Origin of the sequence: Halanaerobium polyolivorans (assembly GCF_020711195.1) — a bacterium.
GTDB lineage: Bacteria > Bacillota > Halanaerobiia > Halanaerobiales > Halanaerobiaceae > Halanaerobium > Halanaerobium polyolivorans.
This window is the reverse complement of sequence record NZ_JAJFAT010000021.1, coordinates 1-20,402: the sequence shown is the minus strand read 5'-3', so window position 1 is coordinate 20,402 and position 20,402 is coordinate 1. Positions and strand designations below refer to the sequence as shown.

The following is a 20,402-nucleotide window of genomic DNA, read 5'->3' as shown; positions in this document are numbered from 1 at the left end:
GCTTTATTAAATTCCATTAACGATGAATTTCTTCTTTTTTACCCTGATAAAATTCAACTTGCTCCCAGGTTGGTAGGCCTTCAATATCTCCCTTAACAGTAATACAAAGGGCACCAACTAAATTTGCTAATTCTACAGCCTCTTTTATTGACATGTCTTTCAATAAACCGGCAATAAGTCCAGCTGCAAAAGCATCTCCTGCTCCAATCAAATCTACAATATTACTTACTTGATAAGGTTCAACATGTTCTATCTGATTGCCCTGATAATATAAAGCACCTTGAGAGCCGAGTTTTAAAACAACCAGTGAATGATCATCCATCATCCTATAAAAAGCTTTAATTATCTCTTCAGGATCACTAAGCCCAAGCAGAATTTCTCCTTCTTCAATTCCTGGTAAAAGTACATCTACCTGAGGAATTATATTGAGCATTACTTTTTTCATTTCTTCTAACCTTGACCATAATTTAAAACGCAAATTTGGATCAAATGAAACCCGCAAATTATTTTTTTTAGCATAATTTAAAGCTCTGAAAAAAGCATTTTGAGCTGAATCACTTAAAGCAGGTGTGATCCCTGTTAAGTGCATATGTTTGGCTTTTTTAATATAGTCCTCATCTATATCATTAGGATTAAGATGACTAGCAGCAGAATTATCACGGTAATAAAAAACCTTTGGTTCTTTAGTTGTATGCATTTCCTTAATTAAAAGCCCAGTTCTATGTTTACAATCTCTTTTAACTTGGGAAACATCTACTCCTTCTCCTCTGATAAAAAATTCTACATAATCACCTAAAGGATCTTTGCCTAATTTGCTTATCCAACCTGATTTGAAACCTAATCTTTTCACTCCTATTGCCACATTAGATTCTGCTCCAGCAATATATTTAGAAAAATTATTTAAATATTTGAGTGAACCTACTTCTTTGGGAGCCATAGCAGCCATAGTTTCTCCAATTGTAACTACATCAATCATTTCTAACCCTCCAGAATTTAAAGTTTTAACTCTTTTATAGAAAAATGTCTTTAAAGCTTGTAATTTAGAAAATTTTTACTTTAGATAAAAACAAGACTGCAGAAAACTGCAGCCTTATTTCTATCTATATAATTTATCAAACTCTTATCTTTTTACTCTACCAGAAGCATTACCAGCAGCAAGGGTTTCTACCTCTTTAACACTTACATGATTAAAATCTCCTGGAATGGATTGCTTCAAGCAAGAAGCAGCAGCACCGAATTCAGCAGCATCCTGAAGATCTTTACCTGTAACTAATGAATAAATTAAAGCTCCAGCAAAAGAGTCTCCGCCTCCAACTCTATCTATAATATGGATATCATATTTAGCTGACTGAACAAAGTTCTCTCCATCAAATAAGATTACTAACCAACCATTTCTAGAAGCACTGTGGCTAATTCTTAAATGACTACCAACTAATTCTAGGTCAAAGCGCTCAATTAACTGACTGGCAACATCTTTGTATCCTTCTACATTGAGGTCACCACCTGTAATATCAGATCCACTTTTAATATCAAATACCATCTCGGCATCTTCTTCATTAGCAATTACAACATCAGTGTATTCCATCAGACCTTCCATTACCTGACCTGCTCTTTCCCGTGTCCATAATTTTGCCCGATAATTTAAATCACAGCTTACCTTTACCCCATGTTTTTTAGCAGCTTTTACAGCCTCTAAAGTAACATCTGACATTTGTTCACTTAAAGCAGGAGTAATACCTGTGTAATGGAACCAGTCAACATCAGCAAAAATTTCTTCCCAATCAAAATCTGCACTTTCAGCCTCAGCAATTGCCGAATGAGCTCTATCGTAAATTACATTAGATGGTCTCTGGCTGGCACCGTTTTCACAATAATAAATTCCCAGGCGATCTCCACCTCGAGCAATATAATCTGTATTAACACCAAAACGACGAACTTCATTTAAGGCAGCCTGTCCAATTGGATTTTCCGGCAGCTTAGTAACAAAACGTGCATCAAGACCATAGTTAGCAAGTGATACAGCAGTGTTAGCTTCTCCTCCACCATAAATAACATTAAAACTATCTGCCTGAACAAAACGTTCATGAGCAGGTGGTGTTAAACGCAGCATAATTTCGCCAAAAGTTACAACTTTCTTAGACATAATATAAAACCCTCCTGATAATTTTTTAAATTTTATTTTACTTCATTTCTTCTCTAGCTTCTTTAATTAATTTAACAAATTCTTTAGCTGTTTCTGTTACTTGATCATAATCTCCAGTTTTAGCTCCTTTAGTTAAAGAGCTTCCCACACCAACAGCATAACTACCGGCCTTAATCCATTCTTTAACATTATCTAAATTAACTCCACCAGTAGGCATTAATGGTGCATGTGGTACAGGACCTTTAACAGCTTTAATAATTTTTGGTCCAAACAATGTTGCAGGGAATATTTTAACAATATCCGCTCCAGTCTGCATTGCATTTACCACTTCTGTAACAGTCATTGCACCAGGCATAACAGCCTTTTGATAGCGATTACATAAAGCAACTGTTTCCGCATCAAAAGAAGGAGAAACAATATATTCAGCTCCTGCTAAAATGCAGGCACGAGCTGTTTCTGCATCAAGTACAGAACCTGCGCCAATCAAAATTTCATCTTTACTGTACTCATCTGTTAACCCATCGATAACATCAATAGCTCCAGGTACAGTCATGGTGATTTCAATAGCTTTAATTCCACCCTTTTTAACAGCCTCGGTAATTTTTAATGCCTCTTCTGCATTTTCAGCTCTAACAACAGCAACAATTCCACTTTCCTCAACTCTTTTTAAATCATCCCATTTACTCATTTAAAATCCTCCTTTAAGCTTCTAAAGATAGTTTAAGTTAAATAATAAAACTAAATTGTTTCTAATAGTAAAACACAGTTTTATTTTTATCTTATTAATTATATTCTAGGCTTAACTCAATTCTCCTGCTTTTTTATGAAAAAAATTTTAAAAAATTAAAAATCCCCTTTTACTGCAGCAAATTTTTCTTCAATCACTACAGAAAAAGAGGATTACTTTATTCTTTATTAAATTATTAATCTTCTCGATAATATTTAACTATTTGATAATATCTGTTCCCATATATGGTCTTAATACTTCGGGAACTGTTACACTTCCATCTTCATTTTGATAATTTTCTAAAATAGCAGCTAATGTTCTACCTATTGCAAGCCCAGAACCATTTAAAGTATGGACAAACTCTGTGCTGGAATCTGGATCTGGCCTATATCTAATCCCTGCTCTGCGCGCCTGAAAATCTTCGAAGTTACTACAGGAAGAAATCTCACGGTAGGTCTCATAAGCTGGCATCCAAACTTCTAAATCATATGTTTTTGCTGAAGAAAAGGTTAGATCACCAGTACATAAAGTTACAACCCTATAAGGAAGGCCTAACTGCTGAAGTATATCTTCTGCATCTGCAGTTATTCTTTCTAACTCTTGATAAGAGTCATCTGGCTTTACAAACTTAACCATTTCAACCTTGTTAAATTGATGCTGTCTAATTATACCTCTGGTATCACGACCATGTGCACCTGCCTCTGCTCTAAAACAGGCACTGTAAGCACATAAATATTTTGGTAGTTCTTCAGGATCCATAATTTGATCTCTATACATATTTGTAACTGGAACCTCTGCAGTAGGTATTAAATAATAGTCTAGGCCATCAAGTTTAAACATATCTTTTTTAAACTTTGGTAGCTGTCCAGTTCCTGTCATACTATCTGCATTAGCAATAAAAGGTGGAAAAACCTCTTCATAATCATGTTCAGCAGTATGATAATCAAGCATAAAATTAACTAGGCTTCTCTCTAGACGAGCTGCTGCTCCTTTTAAAAAGGTAAATCTGCTTCCAGTTACCTTTGCTCCTTTTTCAAAATCTAATATATCAAGATCCTCACCAATTTCCCAGTGAGGTTTAAACTCAAAATCAAATTCTGGTGGATCACCCCAAGTTCTCACTTCTCTGTTATCTTCTTCATCACTACCAACTGGTACACTCTGATGGGGAATATTTGGGATGGTTAATAACACATTATCTAATTGTTCTTCTACCTCTGCAATTTTTTGATCTAATTCTTTAATTCTACTTGCTACTTCCTGCATTTCAGAAATAAGCTCTGAGGCATCTTCTCCATTTCTTTTTAACTCCCCAATTTTGTCAGAATTAACATTACGCTTGTGTTTTAGCTGCTCTGCTTCATAAAGCAGATCACGCCGTTTTTCATCCAATTTTTGAAATTCCGGTATTATTGATTCCAGATTACGCTTGGCAAAAGCTGCTTCTACTAATTCAGGATTTTCTCTGATAAATCTCATATCTAGCATTTCAATTCCTCCTTTTTATATTCTTAAAACTAAAAAAACCCCTCCCTATAAAAAGGGACGAGATTTTCCCGTGGTGCCACCCTAATGACAGAATTAACTGCCGCTTAAAAAGTTTTAACGGACTTCTCCGGTTTGGATTACTCAGAAAACTCCTTTAATCCTTACAACTCCGGGCTGGATTCGAATATTCAGCAGGCTGATTTTCAGCAAGCATCAGCTCTCTATTAATTTCTGCTCAATATCTACTAATGCCTTTCTAAGTTTTTAATCTCTGGCTATTTATTACTTAAATTAATTATATTACAGTCAAAATTTAAATTCAAGTTTATTCTTGGACTTCTCTATTCAAATGGCAAAGTATTGGCTGCATCAGGCATTATATATGCCGGTGGCAGTTCACCCACTTCATTTTTTACTATCTCTAAACCAGCATCTAAAGTCTTTACAACTTTGATACCGGTATTATTTAACTGGCTTTGTTCCAGTTCACTTATTAAAATAAAATTGATATTTTCTATTTTTGTAGTTATCAAATAGCCTACAAATCGAGCTATTGTAAAACTTTTACGCAAAAGCTTTTCTCTTGCTAGATTATTATTATAGTTTTGGAGAATATCTTTAACTTCAGGATGACCTATTCCTTCTTTCCCCTGACCCATTAAAAGTAAATAACCATCTTTTTGGACAACTCTAACCGAATTGATAATTGCCTTAGAAATCTGATATAGATTCATATCTTTAGGAAAACCCCCACAGGAAGCAATAACTAACTCGGCTTTCTCTTTAATTTCTATCCCAAACAAATCAGCTGTAATCTGACAGCCTTTTTGATGTGCTGCAAATAAATCACCAGCAACTGCTGCTGCAATTCCTCCTCTGCCATCTGGAATTACATTAAAAATAAAGTCTACATTTATCATTTTGGCAGCTTCCACCATATCTAGATGAACCGGATTATCTGCTAAATTATTGCTATCAACACTAGTCTTAATTCCTGCTCCCTCTTTTTCTGCTAGGGATAAGGAATGGTTTTTCATAATAGATTGATAAGCTGCTGTTCCAGGTAAAAGAGATTTTCTGCCCCCTGCAAATCCAGCTAAAGGATGAAAAACAATTCCACCTGTTAAAATAACTCTATCATTTTCTAAAATATTTTTATTAATTATCACAGGAGTACCATAACTTGTTTCCCCTACTTTTCTTAAATCTTCTTTTTTAGTTGAATCATGAGCAATGAAATTAAGTTTTTGATATAACTCTTTTCCAATTAATTTCTCTATTTCAGCTTTGCTGTGAGGTCGATGAGAACCACCAGCACAAAGCAGGCTGATATCTTTTAATTTGATTCCACCGGATTGCAGTTCTTCGACTATATAAGGTAAAAATCGATCTATTTTCTGCCAGGAACGACTTAGATCAGAGATTACAATAACTGCTGTCTCTCCTTCATTAACAATTTTACTTAATCTTTTAGAGGCAATCGGTTCAGCAAGTGCCTTTTTCGCGATAAGCTCTAAAGCTTGCTGCTCAGAATAATTTGCCTCAATAATTTTTTTAATTCTAGCACTATCTAGATTAAAATCTATTTTTTCTTTACCGTATTTAAAGGCTATATTTTGCATTTTTTCATCTCCCATTATTTTTGTTAATTATATATTTTTTTCTTAATTAGTGCAAAAAAAAGCTCCCAATTCAATAAATGAACAAGGAGCTTTAGAATATCTTCTTTTTAAAGATTGATTGTAATTTCAGCTTTATCTCTCAACCCATGCATAAATTCATTCCAGACCTGATTAGACTTTTGAGATAATATTTCTTCTTTTAATTGATCTTTTACCTCAGCAAACTCTCTAATTTCACTTTCATTAAAATCGGTCATTTTAATAATATGAAATCCAAATTGGGTTTCTACAGGACTCTCACTTATCTGGCTGATTTGCAGCTCTTTTGCAGCATTAAAGAAAACTGCATCTATGCCCCTTTCATCAGCTGCAATGAAACCTAAATCACCACCATTTTCAGCAGTAGGTCCAGTAGAATGTTCCCTAGCCATTTCAGCAAAATCTGCTCCAGCCTCTATTTGAACTAATACTTCTTCAGCTTTTTCTAATTCATCAAACAAAATATGGCTGATTCTGTATTGAGCAGGAATCTCAAATTGCGCCTGATTTTCATTGTAAAACTCTTCTGCTTCGGCATCACTTATAGTTATTTCTTCAGTAACTTCTGTTCTTAGTTTTTCTATAAAGAATCTATCCCTATTACTGGCTATAAGTAAAGCTTTATATTCATCTAATGAAGAAAATCCTTCCTGTCTCAGAGCCATCTCTAGCTGCTGATCGGTGAGATTGTTTTGTTGTTTTATTCCAGCAATTTGCTGATCAATAATCTCATTAATTTCCTGCTCACTGACCTCTATTTCTCTATTTTTTGCTTCCTGAACCATCAATTTAGTACTAACTAATTGATCTAATTTATATCTCATATATTCTTCAATTACTTCTTGTCCGGCTTCTGTCTGCAATAATACTGTGCCAAATTCTTGATTTGTTTGTAAAATAGTCATTAATATCTCATTTAAATCGGAAAATCCCTCTAATTCCTGCTGTGAAATTTCTTCTCCATTAACTACAGCTGCAGGACCTCCTTCATCTAAACTTAATGTATTTTCAATATTCTCTGCCATAACTGATATTGAAAATAATAATAAAATAATAGTTGTTAAAAGAAAAATCTTCTTATTAAAACTCATCTTAACACTCCCTAGTTTTTAAAATTCTTTCTTAAAATATTATCTTATTATATCAAATATTTTGCCTTTATGAAACTATTCCGGGGATTTCTAATCATTTTTTAATGACATTTTTACAATTAGGGCTAAAATTATATTTTTTAAACAAAAAAGAGGACCTATTAAGGCCCTCTTCTCTGCATATTATCTTTGTTATTTATTAGGAAAGCTTTATTTAAGCATTTTTTAACTTAGGTTTTGTGATTCTTAACATTAGAGCTGTTACTATAGTACCAGCAACAATTGCCAAAGCATATAAGCCTAGATTAGTTACAACACCTGGGATTGGCAGCACAAAAATACCACCATGAGGAGCTCTTAATCCTGCTCCAAATAACATTGATAAAGCACCAGTAACTGCTGAACCAGTCATTATTGAAGGAATTACTCTTATCGGATCAGCTGCAGCAAATGGAATTGCTCCCTCAGTAATAAAGGATATTCCCATTACCCAGGCTGGTTTTCCTGCTTCAATTTCCTGTCTGGTAAATCTATCTTTAAATAGTACTGTTGCTAAAGCAAGACCCAGCGGAGGTGTCATACCTGCTGCCATAATTGCAGCCATCGGAGCAAAAATATTTGAACCCAATAATCCAACTCCAAAAGTATAAGCTGCTTTATTAACTGGTCCTCCCATATCAAAAGCCATCATTGCACCTAAAATAAGTCCTAGTAAAGCTGCATTTGCATCTGTCATTCCCTGCAGCCAACTTTCCAAACCAGTCATTATTGCCTGTACAGGTGGTCCAATCAAATAGATCATTAAGAGTCCAACAGCTAAACTTGCTAAGAAAGGTAAAACCAAAATAGGCATTAAACCTTCTAGATTCTTTGGTAAAGAAATCTTTTCTTTCAAAAACTGAGTTACATATCCTGCTAGAAAACCTGCTATAATACCACCAAGAAATCCTGCCTCTAATTGACTTGCCATCATACCACCGATCATACCGGGAGCAATACCAGGTCTATCAGCAATAGAGAAAGAAATATAACCCGCTAAAATTGGAACCATTAGAGCAAAAGCTGCATCTCCACCAATCTGCATTAAGGCTGCAGCAAGTGTACCTGATTCCTCAGCAGCATCAATACCAAAAACAAATGAAATAGCTATTGCAAGTCCACCAGCTACTACAAAAGGCAGCATAAATGATACTCCGGTCATTAAGTGTTTATAAGCTCCGGTTCTTTTCTGCTTTCTTTTTGCTTTTTCATCTTCGACCTGTGCTTCTAAAGCAACATCTTCTTTAACTTCACCTTTTTCCGCACCTTCTAATGCCTTATTAATTAAAGCTTCTGCATCATTGATTGCATCTGCTACAGCAACCTCTTCAATATATTTACCAACAAATCTTTCGTGACTAACATTAGTATCTGCAGCAATAATTACAGCATCTGCTTCTTTAATATCCTGTTCTGATAATTCATTTTCTACCCCAACAGAACCCTGTGTTTCAACTGAGATATCAACATTCATCTTTTTAGCAGCTTCTTCTAATGACTCAGAAGCCATATAAGTATGGGCAATCCCTGTTGGACAGGAAGTAACCGCTACAATTTTTTTCTTATCACTCATTATAATCCTCCTTAATTTTTAAACCGATAGAATAAATAGAAAATAGAATAAATAATTTAAATAGAATAAATAAATAAATTAATAGAATAAATAGTTATAAACAATCAATTAAATAGCCTCTAAGATCTCCATTACATCTTCAGCACTTTCTGCTTCTAAAAGGCTGTCCCTAAAGTCATCATGGACAAGATTTCTTGACAGCTGAGCAAGAATTTTTAAATGTTCATTATGTGATTCTTCTGGAACGGTTATCAGAAAAAACAAATAACTGGGTTTTTCATCCATTGAATCATAATCAATTCCTTCACTTGATCTGCCAAAAGCTACAGCAGCTTTCTTAACCGCATTACTCTTAACATGAGGAATTGCAACTCCTCTACCTACACCTGTTGTTCCTTTTGCTTCTCTTTCCATAGCCTTTTGCACTACTTCCTCTTTGTCACTGACTATACCATTTTCAACCATGATATCGATCATTTCTTCAATTACAGAATCTTTGTCTTTGCTTTGCAGTTCCATCTTGATTAAATCTTGATTAATAAATTCATTTACTTCCATAAACAGACCTCTCCTTTTTAATAGATTTTTTTTACTTGAATAGACTCTCTTATTTTATTGAACAGCTCTTTGTTAATATTTTCTATAGAGCCGCTTTTTACAAATGTGGTTGCCAGTGCTGAAGCATAAACTGCAGTCTCTTTTAAAGAAGCATTTTTATCAATTTCTGCTGCCAATCCAGCAACCATTGTATCACCTGCTCCGACAGTTGTTTGAGCTACCTCTACTTCTGGAGTTTGAAGCCTGTAGGCCTCATCTTTTGAAGCAATAAATGCACCTTCTGCTCCTAATGAAATCATCACAATTTTTATCCCCTTTTTCAACAAGTATTCAGCTCCCTTTTTAAGGTCAGCATCACTCTCCATATTTGTTGATAAAAGGTTTTCTATCTCAGCTAAATTTGGTTTTACTAAATAGGGAGCTTTGTTGATAGCCAGTTTAAATTCTTCACCTGAACTATCGAGAATAACTTTTGCCTCTTTTGCAGCAGCTTTTTCTATCAATTCTGCATAAATATTTTTCTTCACTCCCTCCGGAAGACTTCCCGAAAGAACTATAGTATTATCAGCAGTTAAGTATTTCTCTATATTTTTTTTGAAGGCTTTTATATCTTCTTTTGTTACTCTGCCTGTTTCATTTATTTCTGTTTCTCTGTTGCTGTTATTTTCTTTGATTTTAAGATTTTGCCGAGTGTTAATCTCTGACCACTGAAAATCAGTTTTTACCCCTCTTTTTTGTAGATAATTATTTATTGAATTTCCATTATCTCCTCCAACTATTGCTAAAGCAGTATTATCTACATTCAAAGCACTAAGTACCTCTGATACATTAATGCCTTTTCCTCCTGCAAGAGCTTCTGCATCCTTGACTCTATTTAATTTACCTAACTTTAATTTATCAAGTATTATTATTTTATCTACAGCTGGATTAAGAGTTACTGTTAAAATCATTTTTTCACCTCCTGATTTGAATCATAGCTAAAATCTAGGCTTTTATAACCTGGATATTTTTTTCTTTTAAAGCTTTTTCTTTTTCTCCGGACAATTGATCTGTGATTACAAAATCTATCATATCTAGATCAGCAAATCTGCAGAAGTATAGTTCTTCCCACTTAGATCTATCAAAGAGAAAAAAATTTTCAGCTGCAATTGAAATTGCAATTTCTTTCATCTTTGCCTCTCTGGGATCTGGTGTTGTAGCTCCAGCATCTAAATTAAATCCATTAACACCGATAAATGCTTTGTCAACCCTTAATTTTTGCAAAAACTCTTCTGCCATTGGACCGATCATTGCTTCAGTTGTTTTTTTGAAATTACCTCCAACTACTACAAGCTCACAATCTATTTCTGAATCTTTGATTCTTTTTATAATGTGATGGGCATTGCTGACTATGGTTAAATTGTTTTTTTCATTGAGATGTTCAATAATATTACGGGTAGTAGTCCCTGCATCTATATAAATTGTATCTCCATCTCTGATAATATCTGCAGCTTTTTTACCAATTGCTGCTTTTTCTTTTGCAAAATGATCTTCTTTTTCCTTATATGATGGTTCTAATTTACTGCTTGCACTTAAAATTGCTCCCCCGTGAGTTCTTCTCAAAAAACCATTCTTTTCTAACTCACTTAAATCTCTTCTAATTGTTGCCCGGGAAACATCAAATTCTTCACTTAATTCATTAACACTGGCTCTTTTGCTGTTTTCCAAAGTTTTTATTATCTCTTTTCTTCTTTCTTCAGCAAACATGATTAAAACCTCTTTTCGTTATTGATTGTTTGTTTTTGTTTATGTTCAATTATGATTATATAGGATTGAATTTTGTTTGTCAACATAATTTTCAAAAAATTTGTTACAAAATTAAAAACGAGCCAGTAAATTAATACTGACCCGCCTTAAATAAGCTTTGTTTTTTTAATTTTTCTTGATTATCTCAGCAGATTCTATAGAAGATAATATTTCTTCCATCGAGTTACCCATTCCTGATTCAACTGCTGCAATAACAGCTCCTTCTACAAATGGGGCATCTGCTAACTGTATCTTTGCTCTGACCTCATCATCAAGCCAATCTAAGACCATATTTACACTCATAACAGCACTACCTAAATCAGCTAAAATGATTAAGCCATCACTTTTATCAATTTCATTAACTGCAGATTTTATTGCATCTGGATTAGTACCAAGCTCTCCAGCTTCTGTTCCTCCAACTGCAGCTATTTCTACTTCACCTTGTTTCATCTGTTCTGCTAATTCTTTGGTTCCTTCAGCTATCTCTACACTGTGAGAAACTAATAAAATATTAACCATCTACTCACTCCAATCATTTAAAGAGATTAGTCTTTGTATTTATATAGTTCATCTACTATAGTTTTGATCATTAAATAACTTGAAGTAGCTCCTGGATCTTGATGGCCGATACTTCTTTCACCAAGATAACTTGCTCTACCTTTTGTAGCCTGCATAGGAATTGTGGCTTTCATACCTTCTTCTGCTTTTACTTTGCATTTTTGTAAGGCTTCTTCTAAATCATCACCATTTTCCTTGCTTTCTTTCAGTGCATCTACAGCAGGGATTATTGCATCCAACATGGTTTTCTCTCCCTGTTCAGCCTTACCTCTTTTTTGGATTCCATCAACAGCAGATTGACCTATCTCTATCAGTGAATCAATAGTAAAATCAGCATCAGGTATTACCTTGCTTATATAAAGGAAAGCAGTTCCATATAGAGGTCCAGAAGCACCACCAACTGTAGATATTAAGGTCATAGCTACAGATTTAAGTAGTTCTTGATTTGTTTCATAATTATTTCCATTTATTTTTTCTTTAACTTCTTTAAAACCTCTTGCCATATTAATTCCATGGTCACCATCACCTATAGCAGAATCTAATTTTGTTAGGTGCTTCTTATTTTCAATAATTACATCTGCTAATTTATCCAGAATTTCTTTGCTTTTCTCAGTCACAAATAAGTCCTCCTTCAATAACTATCTTAATAGCTTATTTCATTATATTGATTTCTGTTGGAGCATCTAAAAGTTCTTTCAATTCATCATCAAGCTTGAGTAGTGTTACAGAAACTCCAGCCATTTCTAATGAAGTCATATACTCCCCAACAAATGTTTTATAAATGTTAATTCCTTTTTCTTCAAGTACTTGATTGGCTCTTCTATTGGCAACAAATAGTTCCATTAATGGAGTTCCACCCATACCATTAATCATTAATGCTACATCATCACCAGATTCATATGGAAGATCTTCAATAACACTGCCTAAAAGTTCATCTAAAATGTCATCTGCTTTCATAATTTCTGTTCTTTCTGTTCCTGGCTCACCATGAATACCAATACCTAGTTCAATTTCATCTTCATCTAAAGTAAAGGTAGATTCTTCAGCGGAAGGAACACGGCAAGGATATAAAGCCATACCTTTGGTTTTAACATTTTTTATAACTTTTTCTGCAACTTCTTTTACTTCAGCTAATTCTGCTCCAGCTTCTGCTTTTGCACCGGCAATTTTATGAACGAAAATGGTACCTGCTACACCACGTCTACCAGTGGTATATAAACTATCTTCAACAGCTACATCGTCATCTACAACTACATGATCTACTTCGATACCTTCAGCTTCAGCCATTTCAGCTGCCATTTCAAAGTTCATAACATCTCCGGTATAGTTTTTAATTACTAAGAGAACACCTTTTCCACCATCTACTGCTTTAATTGCTTCAAAAACAGCATCAGGAGTAGGAGAAGTAAAAACATCACCAGCAATTGCTCCATCTAACATACCTTCACCAACAAATCCAGCATGAGTTGGTTCGTGACCGCTTCCACCACCACTTACAAGAGCAACTTTTTCATTAGGGCTATCTTTTCTTACAACTACATTATAGCCTTCAACCTTGCTCAGCTTATCTGGATCAGCAAGAACTATACCTTCTACCATTTCCTCTACAACATGATCTGGATTATTAACTAATTTTTTCTTCATAACTAAACTCCTCCTTTTATTATTTTGATTTATTTTAAAAAAATCTAAATCTTTCTCTATTTAACTTGGAAAGTTTAATTAATACTTTTCATGCTCTCTCTTCATCATAGTAATTTTATCATATTAATTTTAAATAATCAAACAATTAAGAACTTATAAAATTATTAAAAATTAACAAATATAGTAATTTCATATAAAGAGAATTTAGCTATGGCAAAATATTAAATACTTCACCATAGCTAAAAACAAACCATCTTTCAAGTTTTAAAATTTCATCCTAAATTATAAGGCTATTTTTAAATTAATCTGCTAATGCTGCAACAAGCTCTCTGCAATAGGCAGGAATATCTTTGACTACTCTGCCCCAAACAATATTTTTATCTTTAAAGGCAGCTTCATCAACCCATTCAGCACCTGCATTGATGCAGTCATCTTTTATACCTAATGAGCCAGTTGCTTTACTGTTAACAATACCAGCTGAAATTCCAACAAGTCCAGCATGACAGATCAGGCCTATTATTTTACCGGCATCATGGTTTTTCCTGACCAATTCTACAACATCAGCATCTCTACGGATTTTGTCTGGTGTCCATCCACCTGGAACTAAAACACCATCATAATCATTATCTAGAACTTCAGCAGCTGTGTAGTCTGCAGCCTTTTTAAGACAACCATGTTTACTTGAGTATTCTACACCTTTTTCAACCCCAACTACATCAACTTCTGCTCCTTCTTCGATCATTCTCATGTATACAACCCAAAATTCCAAGTCTTCATATCCTGGTCCAATTAACATCGCAATTTTTTTATCTTTTAATTTCACAATTTACACCTCAATTTTCCTTGGGAGATCTCTTGTAGCCACAACATCAGCACCTGTGTCAAGAATATTTTCTACTATTACCTGCCCTATTTCTATTGGTGCCTCTACTTCTTTTTGACCAATTATCTCCATTGCATCATGGATAATCTCTAAGGGTATTTGTTTTGAAGTTTTTACTGGACAGAGAGGAAGTGCTCCCCCTTTTACTCTTACTGTAGTAGGTAATATTCTAGTAGGAGCAACAATTTCTTCTTCTGCATAAGTTTGACCCTGAGGACAGGCATGTCCATCAATATTTAAAATCTCATTTCCTTCAAATTCTACTGTTACTTCACAACCCTTTGGACAAGCAACACAAGTCAGGGTTTTAGTTTCTTTCATTTATTGTCCCTCCTTTTCTATAATATCCACTCTAATTTCTTTAACATCATCTAAATCATCAAGAGTTTTTTGAGCTAAAGGAACTGTAATCATTTCTCCAGGTTTTGCAAATGGTTCAGAGAAAGAATATAGTTTTTCTCCATCAGCATATAAATTAATGTCAACTGCCATTAAAGGAGTAGAAACCCTCATATAAAGTGGCATTCTATTTCTATCTGAGCCATCAAGCTCAATTGTATGAGGAATTACATAACTGACATTTTCGCCAGCTTTCATTTTAATTTTAGATCCAGTTCTTTTATATTCTCCTTTAACATATTTAGCAGCCCAGTTACCAGCAATTTGTGACTCTTGAGTAACCCAGTCAACTAAATCATGTACATGTAAAACATTACCACAGGCAAAAATTCCCTCTATATTTGTTTCACGTCCCTCATTTACAAATGGTCCTCCTGTAGTATCATCAAGAACTACATCTGCTTTTTTGGAGAGTTCATTTTCAGGAATTAAGCCAACTGAAAGAAGTAAGGTGTCAGCTTTAATGATCTTTGAAGTTTCAGGTTTAGGTTTCATGTTTTCATCAACTTCAGTAATTTCTACTGCTTCAAGTCGATCATTACCAATTATTTTAGTCACAGTATGGTTAAGCAGTAAAGGAATATCATAATCTTCTAAACACTGAACAACATTTCTGGTTAATCCACCTGTATATGGTAGAATTTCACAAACAGCCTTTACATCTGCACCTTCTAATCTCATTCTTCTGGCCATAATTAAGCCTATATCTCCAGAACCAAGGATTACAACTTCTTCTCCAGGTACATAACCTTCAATATTTGTAAAACGCTGTGCTGTACCAGCCGTTAAAACACCAGCAGGTCTTGTGCCAGGAATACCAAGAGCTCCAGCTGTTCTTTCTCTACAGCCCATAGCAAGTATTACTGCACCAGCTTCAATTTCTAGAAAACCTTCTTCCTGATTCATCGCATAAACTTTTCTATCAGGAGTTACATCTAAAACCATAGTGTCCAATTTTACTTCTATATCTCTTTCTTCTACATCATTTTCAAACCTCTGTGAATATTCAGGTCCAGTTAACTCTTCTTTAAAGTAATGGAGGCCAAATCCATTGTGAATACATTGTGGTAAAATACCACCAAGCTCAAAGTCACGCTCAAGGATTATTACATCTTCTACCCCATTATCATAAACTTCAGCTGCAGCAGCTAAACCAGCTGGTCCACCACCAATAACAACTACATCTTTTTTTACTTTAAGCATTATCAATCACCTTACTTCCGAGTAAACCTTTTATTTTGTGTTCAACAATTTTTGAATTATTTTTTTCTAATCTGACTTCAGTGGTATCAATGCCCAGTTCATCTGCTAAAATTTGAGTTACTCTTGGTCCACAGAAACCACCCTGGCATCTACCTGCACCGGCTCTAGTTCTTCTTTTAACTGCATTAACTGTTCTTGCTCCAACAGGACCATGAATAGCATCTAAGATTTCTTTATATGAAACTGTTTCACAACGACAAATTATTTTACCATATTCTTTATTATCTTCAACATATTCTGCTCTTTCTTCATTTGACATTTCATAAAATCTTACAGGTTCTTCTCTAGTTTCAATAACATCTTTCTTTTCTTCTAAAGTTAAACCTAAATCTTCTAATATCTCTGCTGTCAAATCAGCTATTGCAGGAGCTGAAGATAATCCAGGTGACTGGATTCCAGCAACATTAACAAAACCATCTACAGTATCTGCTGCCTCTATAACAAAATCTTCTGTTTTATCAGCAGCTCTTAAGCCTGCAAAAACTCTGATTGAATCTTGAAGAGTAAGGTCAGGGAACATTTTTTGAGCACCCTCAAAGACATGATCTAATCCTTCTCTTGTTGTAGCTAAATCTTCTTTGCTATCTACAAAATCTGAGGTAGGCCCAATAAGTAAATTATCTTCTACAGTAGGAGTACAAACTATTCCCTTAGAAATTTTAGTTGGGATTGGGAAGAGAACGTGATTGATTTCAAAGTCTTTAGCATGATCATAAATATAGTATTCACCTTTACGAGGATGGATTTCAATTTTTTCTACCCCTACCATTTTAGCAAGATCATCAGCATATAAACCAGCTGCATTGACTACATAATCAGTCTGATAATCTCCTTTATTGGTTTTTACACCTGTAACTTTTCCATTTTCAGTATATACATCTAATACTTCTGTTTCTAATTGAATTTCTGCTCCATTAGCAACAGCATTTTGAGCCATAGCTAAGGCAAATTCCCAGGGAGTAATAATGCCAGCAGTTGGAGCCCATAAAGCAGCAACAACATCTTTGTTGATATGTGGCTCTTCTCTCAGCAGCCATTCTCTATCAACTATTTCTAGGCCTTCTACTCCATTTCTTTTTCCTTTTTCTAATAATTCATCTAAAACACTTAAATCATCGCCCTCCATACCAACCACTAATGAACCAATTTCTTCAAAAGGTATATTTAAATCTTTTACAATTTGTTTTATCTGAATATTACCTTTGTTATTTAAACGTCCTTTTTGCTTTTCTGGATCTGCATTATATCCAGCATGGATAATAGCAGTATTAGCTTTAGTTGTACCAGTTGCAACATCTGGATCTTTTTCTAATAATAGAACATCTAGATTATACCTGGCAAGTTTCCAGGCAACAGCACAACCAGAAATGCCTCCTCCAACAATAATTACATCATATTTGTTTTGAGACAATTTAAATTCCTCCTAATTCAAATTTTTATAACTAAGATAAATAAAAACCCAACCAGACACCATAAATAAATATGCTGTCTGGATTGGGCTTTCTAATTTTCTATGTCCAATAATATAATTTTATCTTTATATTATTTTTTTACTCATCAGACCAATCTTTTGCTCTTTCTACAGCTTTTTGCCAGCCTGCATATAATTTTTCTTTCTTCTCTTCAGCCATCTTAGGAACAAATAGTGCATCTCTATCCCATTTAGCAACAAGTTCTTCTTTGTTGTCCCAGAAACCAACAGCTAAACCAGCAAGATAAGCAGCACCTAAAGCAGTAGTTTCATTAACTTTTGGTCTTTCTACTTCTACACCGAGAATATCTGCCTGGAAGTTCATTAAGAAGTCATTCATAGCAGCTCCACCGTCTACACGGAGAGTCTTAAGTTCTATACCGGAATCTGCTTCCATAGCTTCCAGTACATCTCTTGTTTGATAAGCAATAGATTCTAATGTTGCACGAATTAAATGTTCTTTAGAACTACCTCTTGTTAATCCAACAATTGTACCACGTGCATACATATCCCAGTATGGAGCACCTAAACCAGCAAAGGCAGGTACTACATAAACTCCGCCAGTATCCTCAACTTTGTTTGCAAAGTATTCTGAATCAGGAGCATTGTCTATTAAGTTTAATTCATCTCTTAACCACTGAATAGCTGCACCAGCGATAAAGATAGAACCTTCAAGTGCATAATTAACTTTACCATCAATACCATAAGCAATTGTTGTTAATAAACCATTTTCAGATGCAACTGCTTCTTCACCAGTATTCATGAGCATAAAGCAACCTGTACCATAAGTATTTTTAGCCATACCTTTTTCATAGCATACCTGACCAAATGTAGCTGCCTGCTGATCTCCAGCAATACCAGCAATTTCTACTTCTTCGCCGAAGAAGTGGAAGTCAACTGTTTTACCATAAACTTCACTTGAAGCTTTAACTTCTGGAAGCATTGATCTTGGAACATCTAAGTAACCTAATAATGAATCGTCCCATTTGAGTTCTTTAATATTATAGATCAATGTACGTGAAGCATTAGTATAATCTGTTACATGTACATTTCCACCTGTAAGTTTCCAGATTAACCAGGTATCAATTGTACCAAATCTAAGTTCGCCAGCATCTGCTTTTTCTCTAGCGCCTTCTACATTGTCAAGCATCCATTTAATTTTTGTTCCTGAGAAATAAGCATCTACAACAAGACCAGTTTTGTCTTTAATTTCTTGTTCATAACCAGCTTCTTTTAAGTCATCACATATTGAAGCAGTTCTTCTATCCTGCCAAACAATAGCATTATGGATAGGTTCGCCAGTTTCTGCATCCCAAACAACAGTAGTTTCACGTTGATTTGTGATACCAATTGAGATGATTTGAGAAGGTTTGATATTTTTCTTACCTAAAGCATCAGCGATAACACCTAATGTTGTACCCCAAATTTCATCTGGATCATGTTCTACCCAACCAGGTTTTGGGAAGTACTGTGTAAATTCTTTTTGAGCTACACTAACAACTTGCCCATCATGATCAAATATCATTGCCCGTGAACTAGTTGTTCCTTGATCAATTGCTAAGACATAATTTTCCAAAATAAATCACTCCTCTTGTTATTTTGTTATTTTACATGAATCTATTAAAGGTCTTACATTAATCATAGTGAAAACAATCTATTTATCTAATTTCAAACTATAATTAATTTGTTAAGCGTAAGTTTAACTTAGAATGAGAATCCTAAGAATAACATTGCAGCTGTAATTAATGTTGCGATTGTAGCTGCAGGAGGGTCAATGTGAGTATCTCCCCAACTGTAGAATAAGCGAGCATAGAATTCACCTAAGATAGCACCGAGAACACCGAAAATTCCACCCCAGATAACACTATTTGTAGCCATTGCTGCCGCTGCTGCAGGGAAAGCGATATGGTGAGTAACTGGACCTTCACCCATTATCTGCAGAACAATTAAAGAAGCAGCTGTAATACCAAACATAATAAATACTGTACCAGTCTCTATTGCAATAAATCCAGCAACTAAACCTGTACCTAAACCAATTGGAATTAATTGAGAAAGATTCATCTGCCATGGTAACCAAGCAATATCAGGTGTAATACTCCATCTTGAATCACTTACTTCTGGATCATATTTACCAAAGATACCTGTTTCACCAAAAGCAACTCTATGAACTAAAGCAGAAACTACAACAGTAATAGCGATTGTATCACTAGGAGTTCCGATTGAAGCTAAGAATTGATTAACTACTAGACCTAAAACACCGAAAACTCCACCAACAAGTAAGATATCCCAGTTTTCTCTAACACCCATTAAAGGTTTTAAAATATTTGCTCCACCTTCAATTTTACCTTTGCTTGCAGCATAAGCTGTTGCAGCTGCTCCACCAGCAAAAGCGATATGTGGACCAAATAAAGTACCAAATGCTATAACTCCTGTAAAATCTGCAGTTCCACCAGCTAGTGCTAAAGCTTCACCAGCTAGTACTAAAAAGCCTGTAAAAATAAATGCGGGTAATGCACCAATTGCTGATCCGAAAAGACCTCCACCAAAAGCTGCTAAAACTAAATTTAAAGTAATTCCCATATAATAATCCTCCTAATTTTTGATTTTCCTAATAGATAATAAAGATAATATAGTCATAATATTATGAAATTAAATCAAACTAAGTACTACTTTTCTATCCCCCTCTCTATTATTAATTAAGGTTTCAACGAAAAAAACCTTATTGATAACAACTAATAAAAGTATTTGGACATAGTTAGCTCAAGTTATTATCAATAAGGTTTTCTCATTTTCTCCACCTAATTTTATATTCAATTTTTCCCGAATTATTTTCTCACTAGAAATAGTATAGCACTTTTTTTCAGATTTGTCAAATAATTTTAAAAATAATGAAAAGAATGTAAAGATATGCAAATTTTTTAATATTCTTTTAACTCCCATTTTAACACACATCATTTGATCCCACCTTGTATGTACTGGCTTTAACGGCATCTATATGAAAGTTATTTTATTAATGAAATTATTCTGACAATTATATCTCAAAAATGGCTCCCCGAGCAAGACTCGAACTTGCGACAAGATGATTAACAGTCACCTGCTCTACCAACTGAGCTATCGGG

General features: G+C 34.5%; 19 protein-coding genes and 1 other annotated feature. All 19 genes read right to left on the bottom strand.

Annotation, left to right across the window (positions count from 1 at the left end; genetic code table 11):
- Positions 1-16 precede the first annotated feature (16 nt).
- The 19 genes from LJ207_RS11390 to LJ207_RS11300 all read right to left on the bottom strand — a co-directional run bounded on the left by LJ207_RS11390 (position 17) and on the right by LJ207_RS11300 (position 19,863).
- The gene (locus LJ207_RS11390) at positions 17-976 is read right to left on the bottom strand and encodes a sugar kinase (RefSeq protein ID WP_229346623.1); all 960 of its coding nucleotides are present in this window, start codon (positions 974-976) and stop codon (positions 17-19) included.
- Positions 977-1,120: 144 nt separating this feature from the next.
- Positions 1,121-2,143 carry a sugar kinase gene (locus LJ207_RS11385; protein ID WP_229346622.1) on the bottom strand — a complete coding sequence of 341 codons (1,023 nt, stop codon included), beginning with the start codon at positions 2,141-2,143 and terminating at the stop codon, positions 1,121-1,123.
- Positions 2,144-2,180: 37 nt separating this feature from the next.
- Positions 2,181-2,831 carry a bifunctional 2-keto-4-hydroxyglutarate aldolase/2-keto-3-deoxy-6-phosphogluconate aldolase gene (locus LJ207_RS11380; RefSeq protein ID WP_229346621.1) on the bottom strand — a complete coding sequence of 217 codons (651 nt, stop codon included), beginning with the start codon at positions 2,829-2,831 and terminating at the stop codon, positions 2,181-2,183.
- Positions 2,832-3,089: 258 nt separating this feature from the next.
- Complete coding sequence (gene serS, locus LJ207_RS11375) at positions 3,090-4,358, bottom strand: serine--tRNA ligase (RefSeq protein WP_229346620.1); 1,269 nt, start codon at positions 4,356-4,358, stop codon at positions 3,090-3,092.
- 50 nt (positions 4,359-4,408) lie between these two features.
- Positions 4,409-4,626, bottom strand: a binding site (T-box leader).
- Between the two features lie 73 nt (positions 4,627-4,699).
- Positions 4,700-5,980, bottom strand: coding sequence for a nickel-dependent lactate racemase family protein (locus tag LJ207_RS11370; RefSeq protein WP_229346619.1), 1,281 nt, complete (start codon positions 5,978-5,980; stop codon positions 4,700-4,702).
- Between the two features lie 107 nt (positions 5,981-6,087).
- A complete protein-coding gene (locus LJ207_RS11365; RefSeq protein ID WP_229346618.1) occupies positions 6,088-7,110 on the bottom strand; it encodes a peptidyl-prolyl cis-trans isomerase in 1,023 nt (340 codons plus the stop codon).
- A 214-nt stretch (positions 7,111-7,324) separates the two neighbouring features.
- Positions 7,325-8,722: a PTS fructose transporter subunit IIC gene (locus LJ207_RS11360; protein WP_229346617.1), complete on the bottom strand. Its 1,398-nt coding sequence runs from the start codon at positions 8,720-8,722 to the stop codon at positions 7,325-7,327.
- Between the two features lie 108 nt (positions 8,723-8,830).
- Positions 8,831-9,280: a PTS sugar transporter subunit IIA gene (locus tag LJ207_RS11355; RefSeq protein WP_229346616.1), complete on the bottom strand. Its 450-nt coding sequence runs from the start codon at positions 9,278-9,280 to the stop codon at positions 8,831-8,833.
- 17 nt (positions 9,281-9,297) lie between these two features.
- Positions 9,298-10,230, bottom strand: a complete 933-nt coding sequence (pfkB, locus tag LJ207_RS11350; RefSeq protein ID WP_229346615.1) for a 1-phosphofructokinase — start codon at positions 10,228-10,230, stop codon at positions 9,298-9,300.
- Between the two features lie 34 nt (positions 10,231-10,264).
- Positions 10,265-11,026 carry a DeoR/GlpR family DNA-binding transcription regulator gene (locus LJ207_RS11345; RefSeq protein ID WP_229346614.1) on the bottom strand — a complete coding sequence of 254 codons (762 nt, stop codon included), beginning with the start codon at positions 11,024-11,026 and terminating at the stop codon, positions 10,265-10,267.
- Between the two features lie 165 nt (positions 11,027-11,191).
- A complete protein-coding gene (gene dhaM / locus LJ207_RS11340) occupies positions 11,192-11,584 on the bottom strand; it encodes a dihydroxyacetone kinase phosphoryl donor subunit DhaM (RefSeq protein ID WP_229346613.1) in 393 nt (130 codons plus the stop codon).
- Between the two features lie 26 nt (positions 11,585-11,610).
- Positions 11,611-12,240, bottom strand: a complete 630-nt coding sequence (gene dhaL / locus LJ207_RS11335; RefSeq protein ID WP_229346612.1) for a dihydroxyacetone kinase subunit DhaL — start codon at positions 12,238-12,240, stop codon at positions 11,611-11,613.
- A gap of 34 nt (positions 12,241-12,274) precedes the next feature.
- Positions 12,275-13,267, bottom strand: coding sequence for a dihydroxyacetone kinase subunit DhaK (dhaK, locus tag LJ207_RS11330; RefSeq protein ID WP_229346611.1), 993 nt, complete (start codon positions 13,265-13,267; stop codon positions 12,275-12,277).
- A gap of 301 nt (positions 13,268-13,568) precedes the next feature.
- Positions 13,569-14,090 carry a type 1 glutamine amidotransferase domain-containing protein gene (locus LJ207_RS11325; RefSeq protein WP_229346610.1) on the bottom strand — a complete coding sequence of 174 codons (522 nt, stop codon included), beginning with the start codon at positions 14,088-14,090 and terminating at the stop codon, positions 13,569-13,571.
- Positions 14,091-14,093: 3 nt separating this feature from the next.
- The gene (locus tag LJ207_RS11320) at positions 14,094-14,471 is read right to left on the bottom strand and encodes a DUF1667 domain-containing protein (RefSeq protein ID WP_229346609.1); all 378 of its coding nucleotides are present in this window, start codon (positions 14,469-14,471) and stop codon (positions 14,094-14,096) included.
- Positions 14,472-15,752, bottom strand: coding sequence for an NAD(P)/FAD-dependent oxidoreductase (locus LJ207_RS11315; RefSeq protein ID WP_229346608.1), 1,281 nt, complete (start codon positions 15,750-15,752; stop codon positions 14,472-14,474). It abuts the gene before it with no gap.
- Entirely contained in the window at positions 15,745-17,223 is a 1,479-nt protein-coding gene (locus LJ207_RS11310) for an NAD(P)/FAD-dependent oxidoreductase (RefSeq protein WP_229346607.1), read from the bottom strand. The genes LJ207_RS11315 and LJ207_RS11310 overlap by 8 nt, the downstream gene beginning before the upstream one ends.
- A 139-nt stretch (positions 17,224-17,362) precedes the next feature.
- Entirely contained in the window at positions 17,363-18,859 is a 1,497-nt protein-coding gene (glpK, locus tag LJ207_RS11305) for a glycerol kinase GlpK (protein ID WP_229346606.1), read from the bottom strand.
- 128 nt (positions 18,860-18,987) lie between these two features.
- Positions 18,988-19,863 (bottom strand): DUF7973 family transport facilitator, encoded by an 876-nt coding sequence (locus LJ207_RS11300; RefSeq protein ID WP_229346605.1) that lies wholly within the window; start codon positions 19,861-19,863, stop codon positions 18,988-18,990.
- Positions 19,864-20,402: the final 539 nt, after the last annotated feature.

Excerpts from the sequence above, each read along its gene's own strand:
- LJ207_RS11390 (WP_229346623.1), bottom strand. The coding sequence starts at position 976 with ATGATTGATGTAGTTACAATTGGAGAAACTATGGCTGCTATGGCTCCC.
- LJ207_RS11385 (WP_229346622.1), bottom strand. The coding sequence starts at position 2,143 with ATGTCTAAGAAAGTTGTAACTTTTGGCGAAATTATGCTGCGTTTAACA.
- LJ207_RS11380 (WP_229346621.1), bottom strand. The coding sequence starts at position 2,831 with ATGAGTAAATGGGATGATTTAAAAAGAGTTGAGGAAAGTGGAATTGTT.
- serS (WP_229346620.1), bottom strand. The coding sequence starts at position 4,358 with ATGCTAGATATGAGATTTATCAGAGAAAATCCTGAATTAGTAGAAGCA.
- LJ207_RS11370 (WP_229346619.1), bottom strand. The coding sequence starts at position 5,980 with ATGCAAAATATAGCCTTTAAATACGGTAAAGAAAAAATAGATTTTAAT.
- LJ207_RS11365 (WP_229346618.1), bottom strand. The coding sequence starts at position 7,110 with ATGAGTTTTAATAAGAAGATTTTTCTTTTAACAACTATTATTTTATTA.
- LJ207_RS11360 (WP_229346617.1), bottom strand. The coding sequence starts at position 8,722 with ATGAGTGATAAGAAAAAAATTGTAGCGGTTACTTCCTGTCCAACAGGG.
- LJ207_RS11355 (WP_229346616.1), bottom strand. The coding sequence starts at position 9,280 with ATGGAAGTAAATGAATTTATTAATCAAGATTTAATCAAGATGGAACTG.
- pfkB (WP_229346615.1), bottom strand. The coding sequence starts at position 10,230 with ATGATTTTAACAGTAACTCTTAATCCAGCTGTAGATAAAATAATAATA.
- LJ207_RS11345 (WP_229346614.1), bottom strand. The coding sequence starts at position 11,026 with ATGTTTGCTGAAGAAAGAAGAAAAGAGATAATAAAAACTTTGGAAAAC.
- dhaM (WP_229346613.1), bottom strand. The coding sequence starts at position 11,584 with ATGGTTAATATTTTATTAGTTTCTCACAGTGTAGAGATAGCTGAAGGA.
- dhaK (WP_229346611.1), bottom strand. The coding sequence starts at position 13,267 with ATGAAGAAAAAATTAGTTAATAATCCAGATCATGTTGTAGAGGAAATG.
- LJ207_RS11320 (WP_229346609.1), bottom strand. The coding sequence starts at position 14,471 with ATGAAAGAAACTAAAACCCTGACTTGTGTTGCTTGTCCAAAGGGTTGT.
- LJ207_RS11315 (WP_229346608.1), bottom strand. The coding sequence starts at position 15,752 with ATGCTTAAAGTAAAAAAAGATGTAGTTGTTATTGGTGGTGGACCAGCT.
- LJ207_RS11300 (WP_229346605.1), bottom strand. The coding sequence starts at position 19,863 with ATGGGAATTACTTTAAATTTAGTTTTAGCAGCTTTTGGTGGAGGTCTT.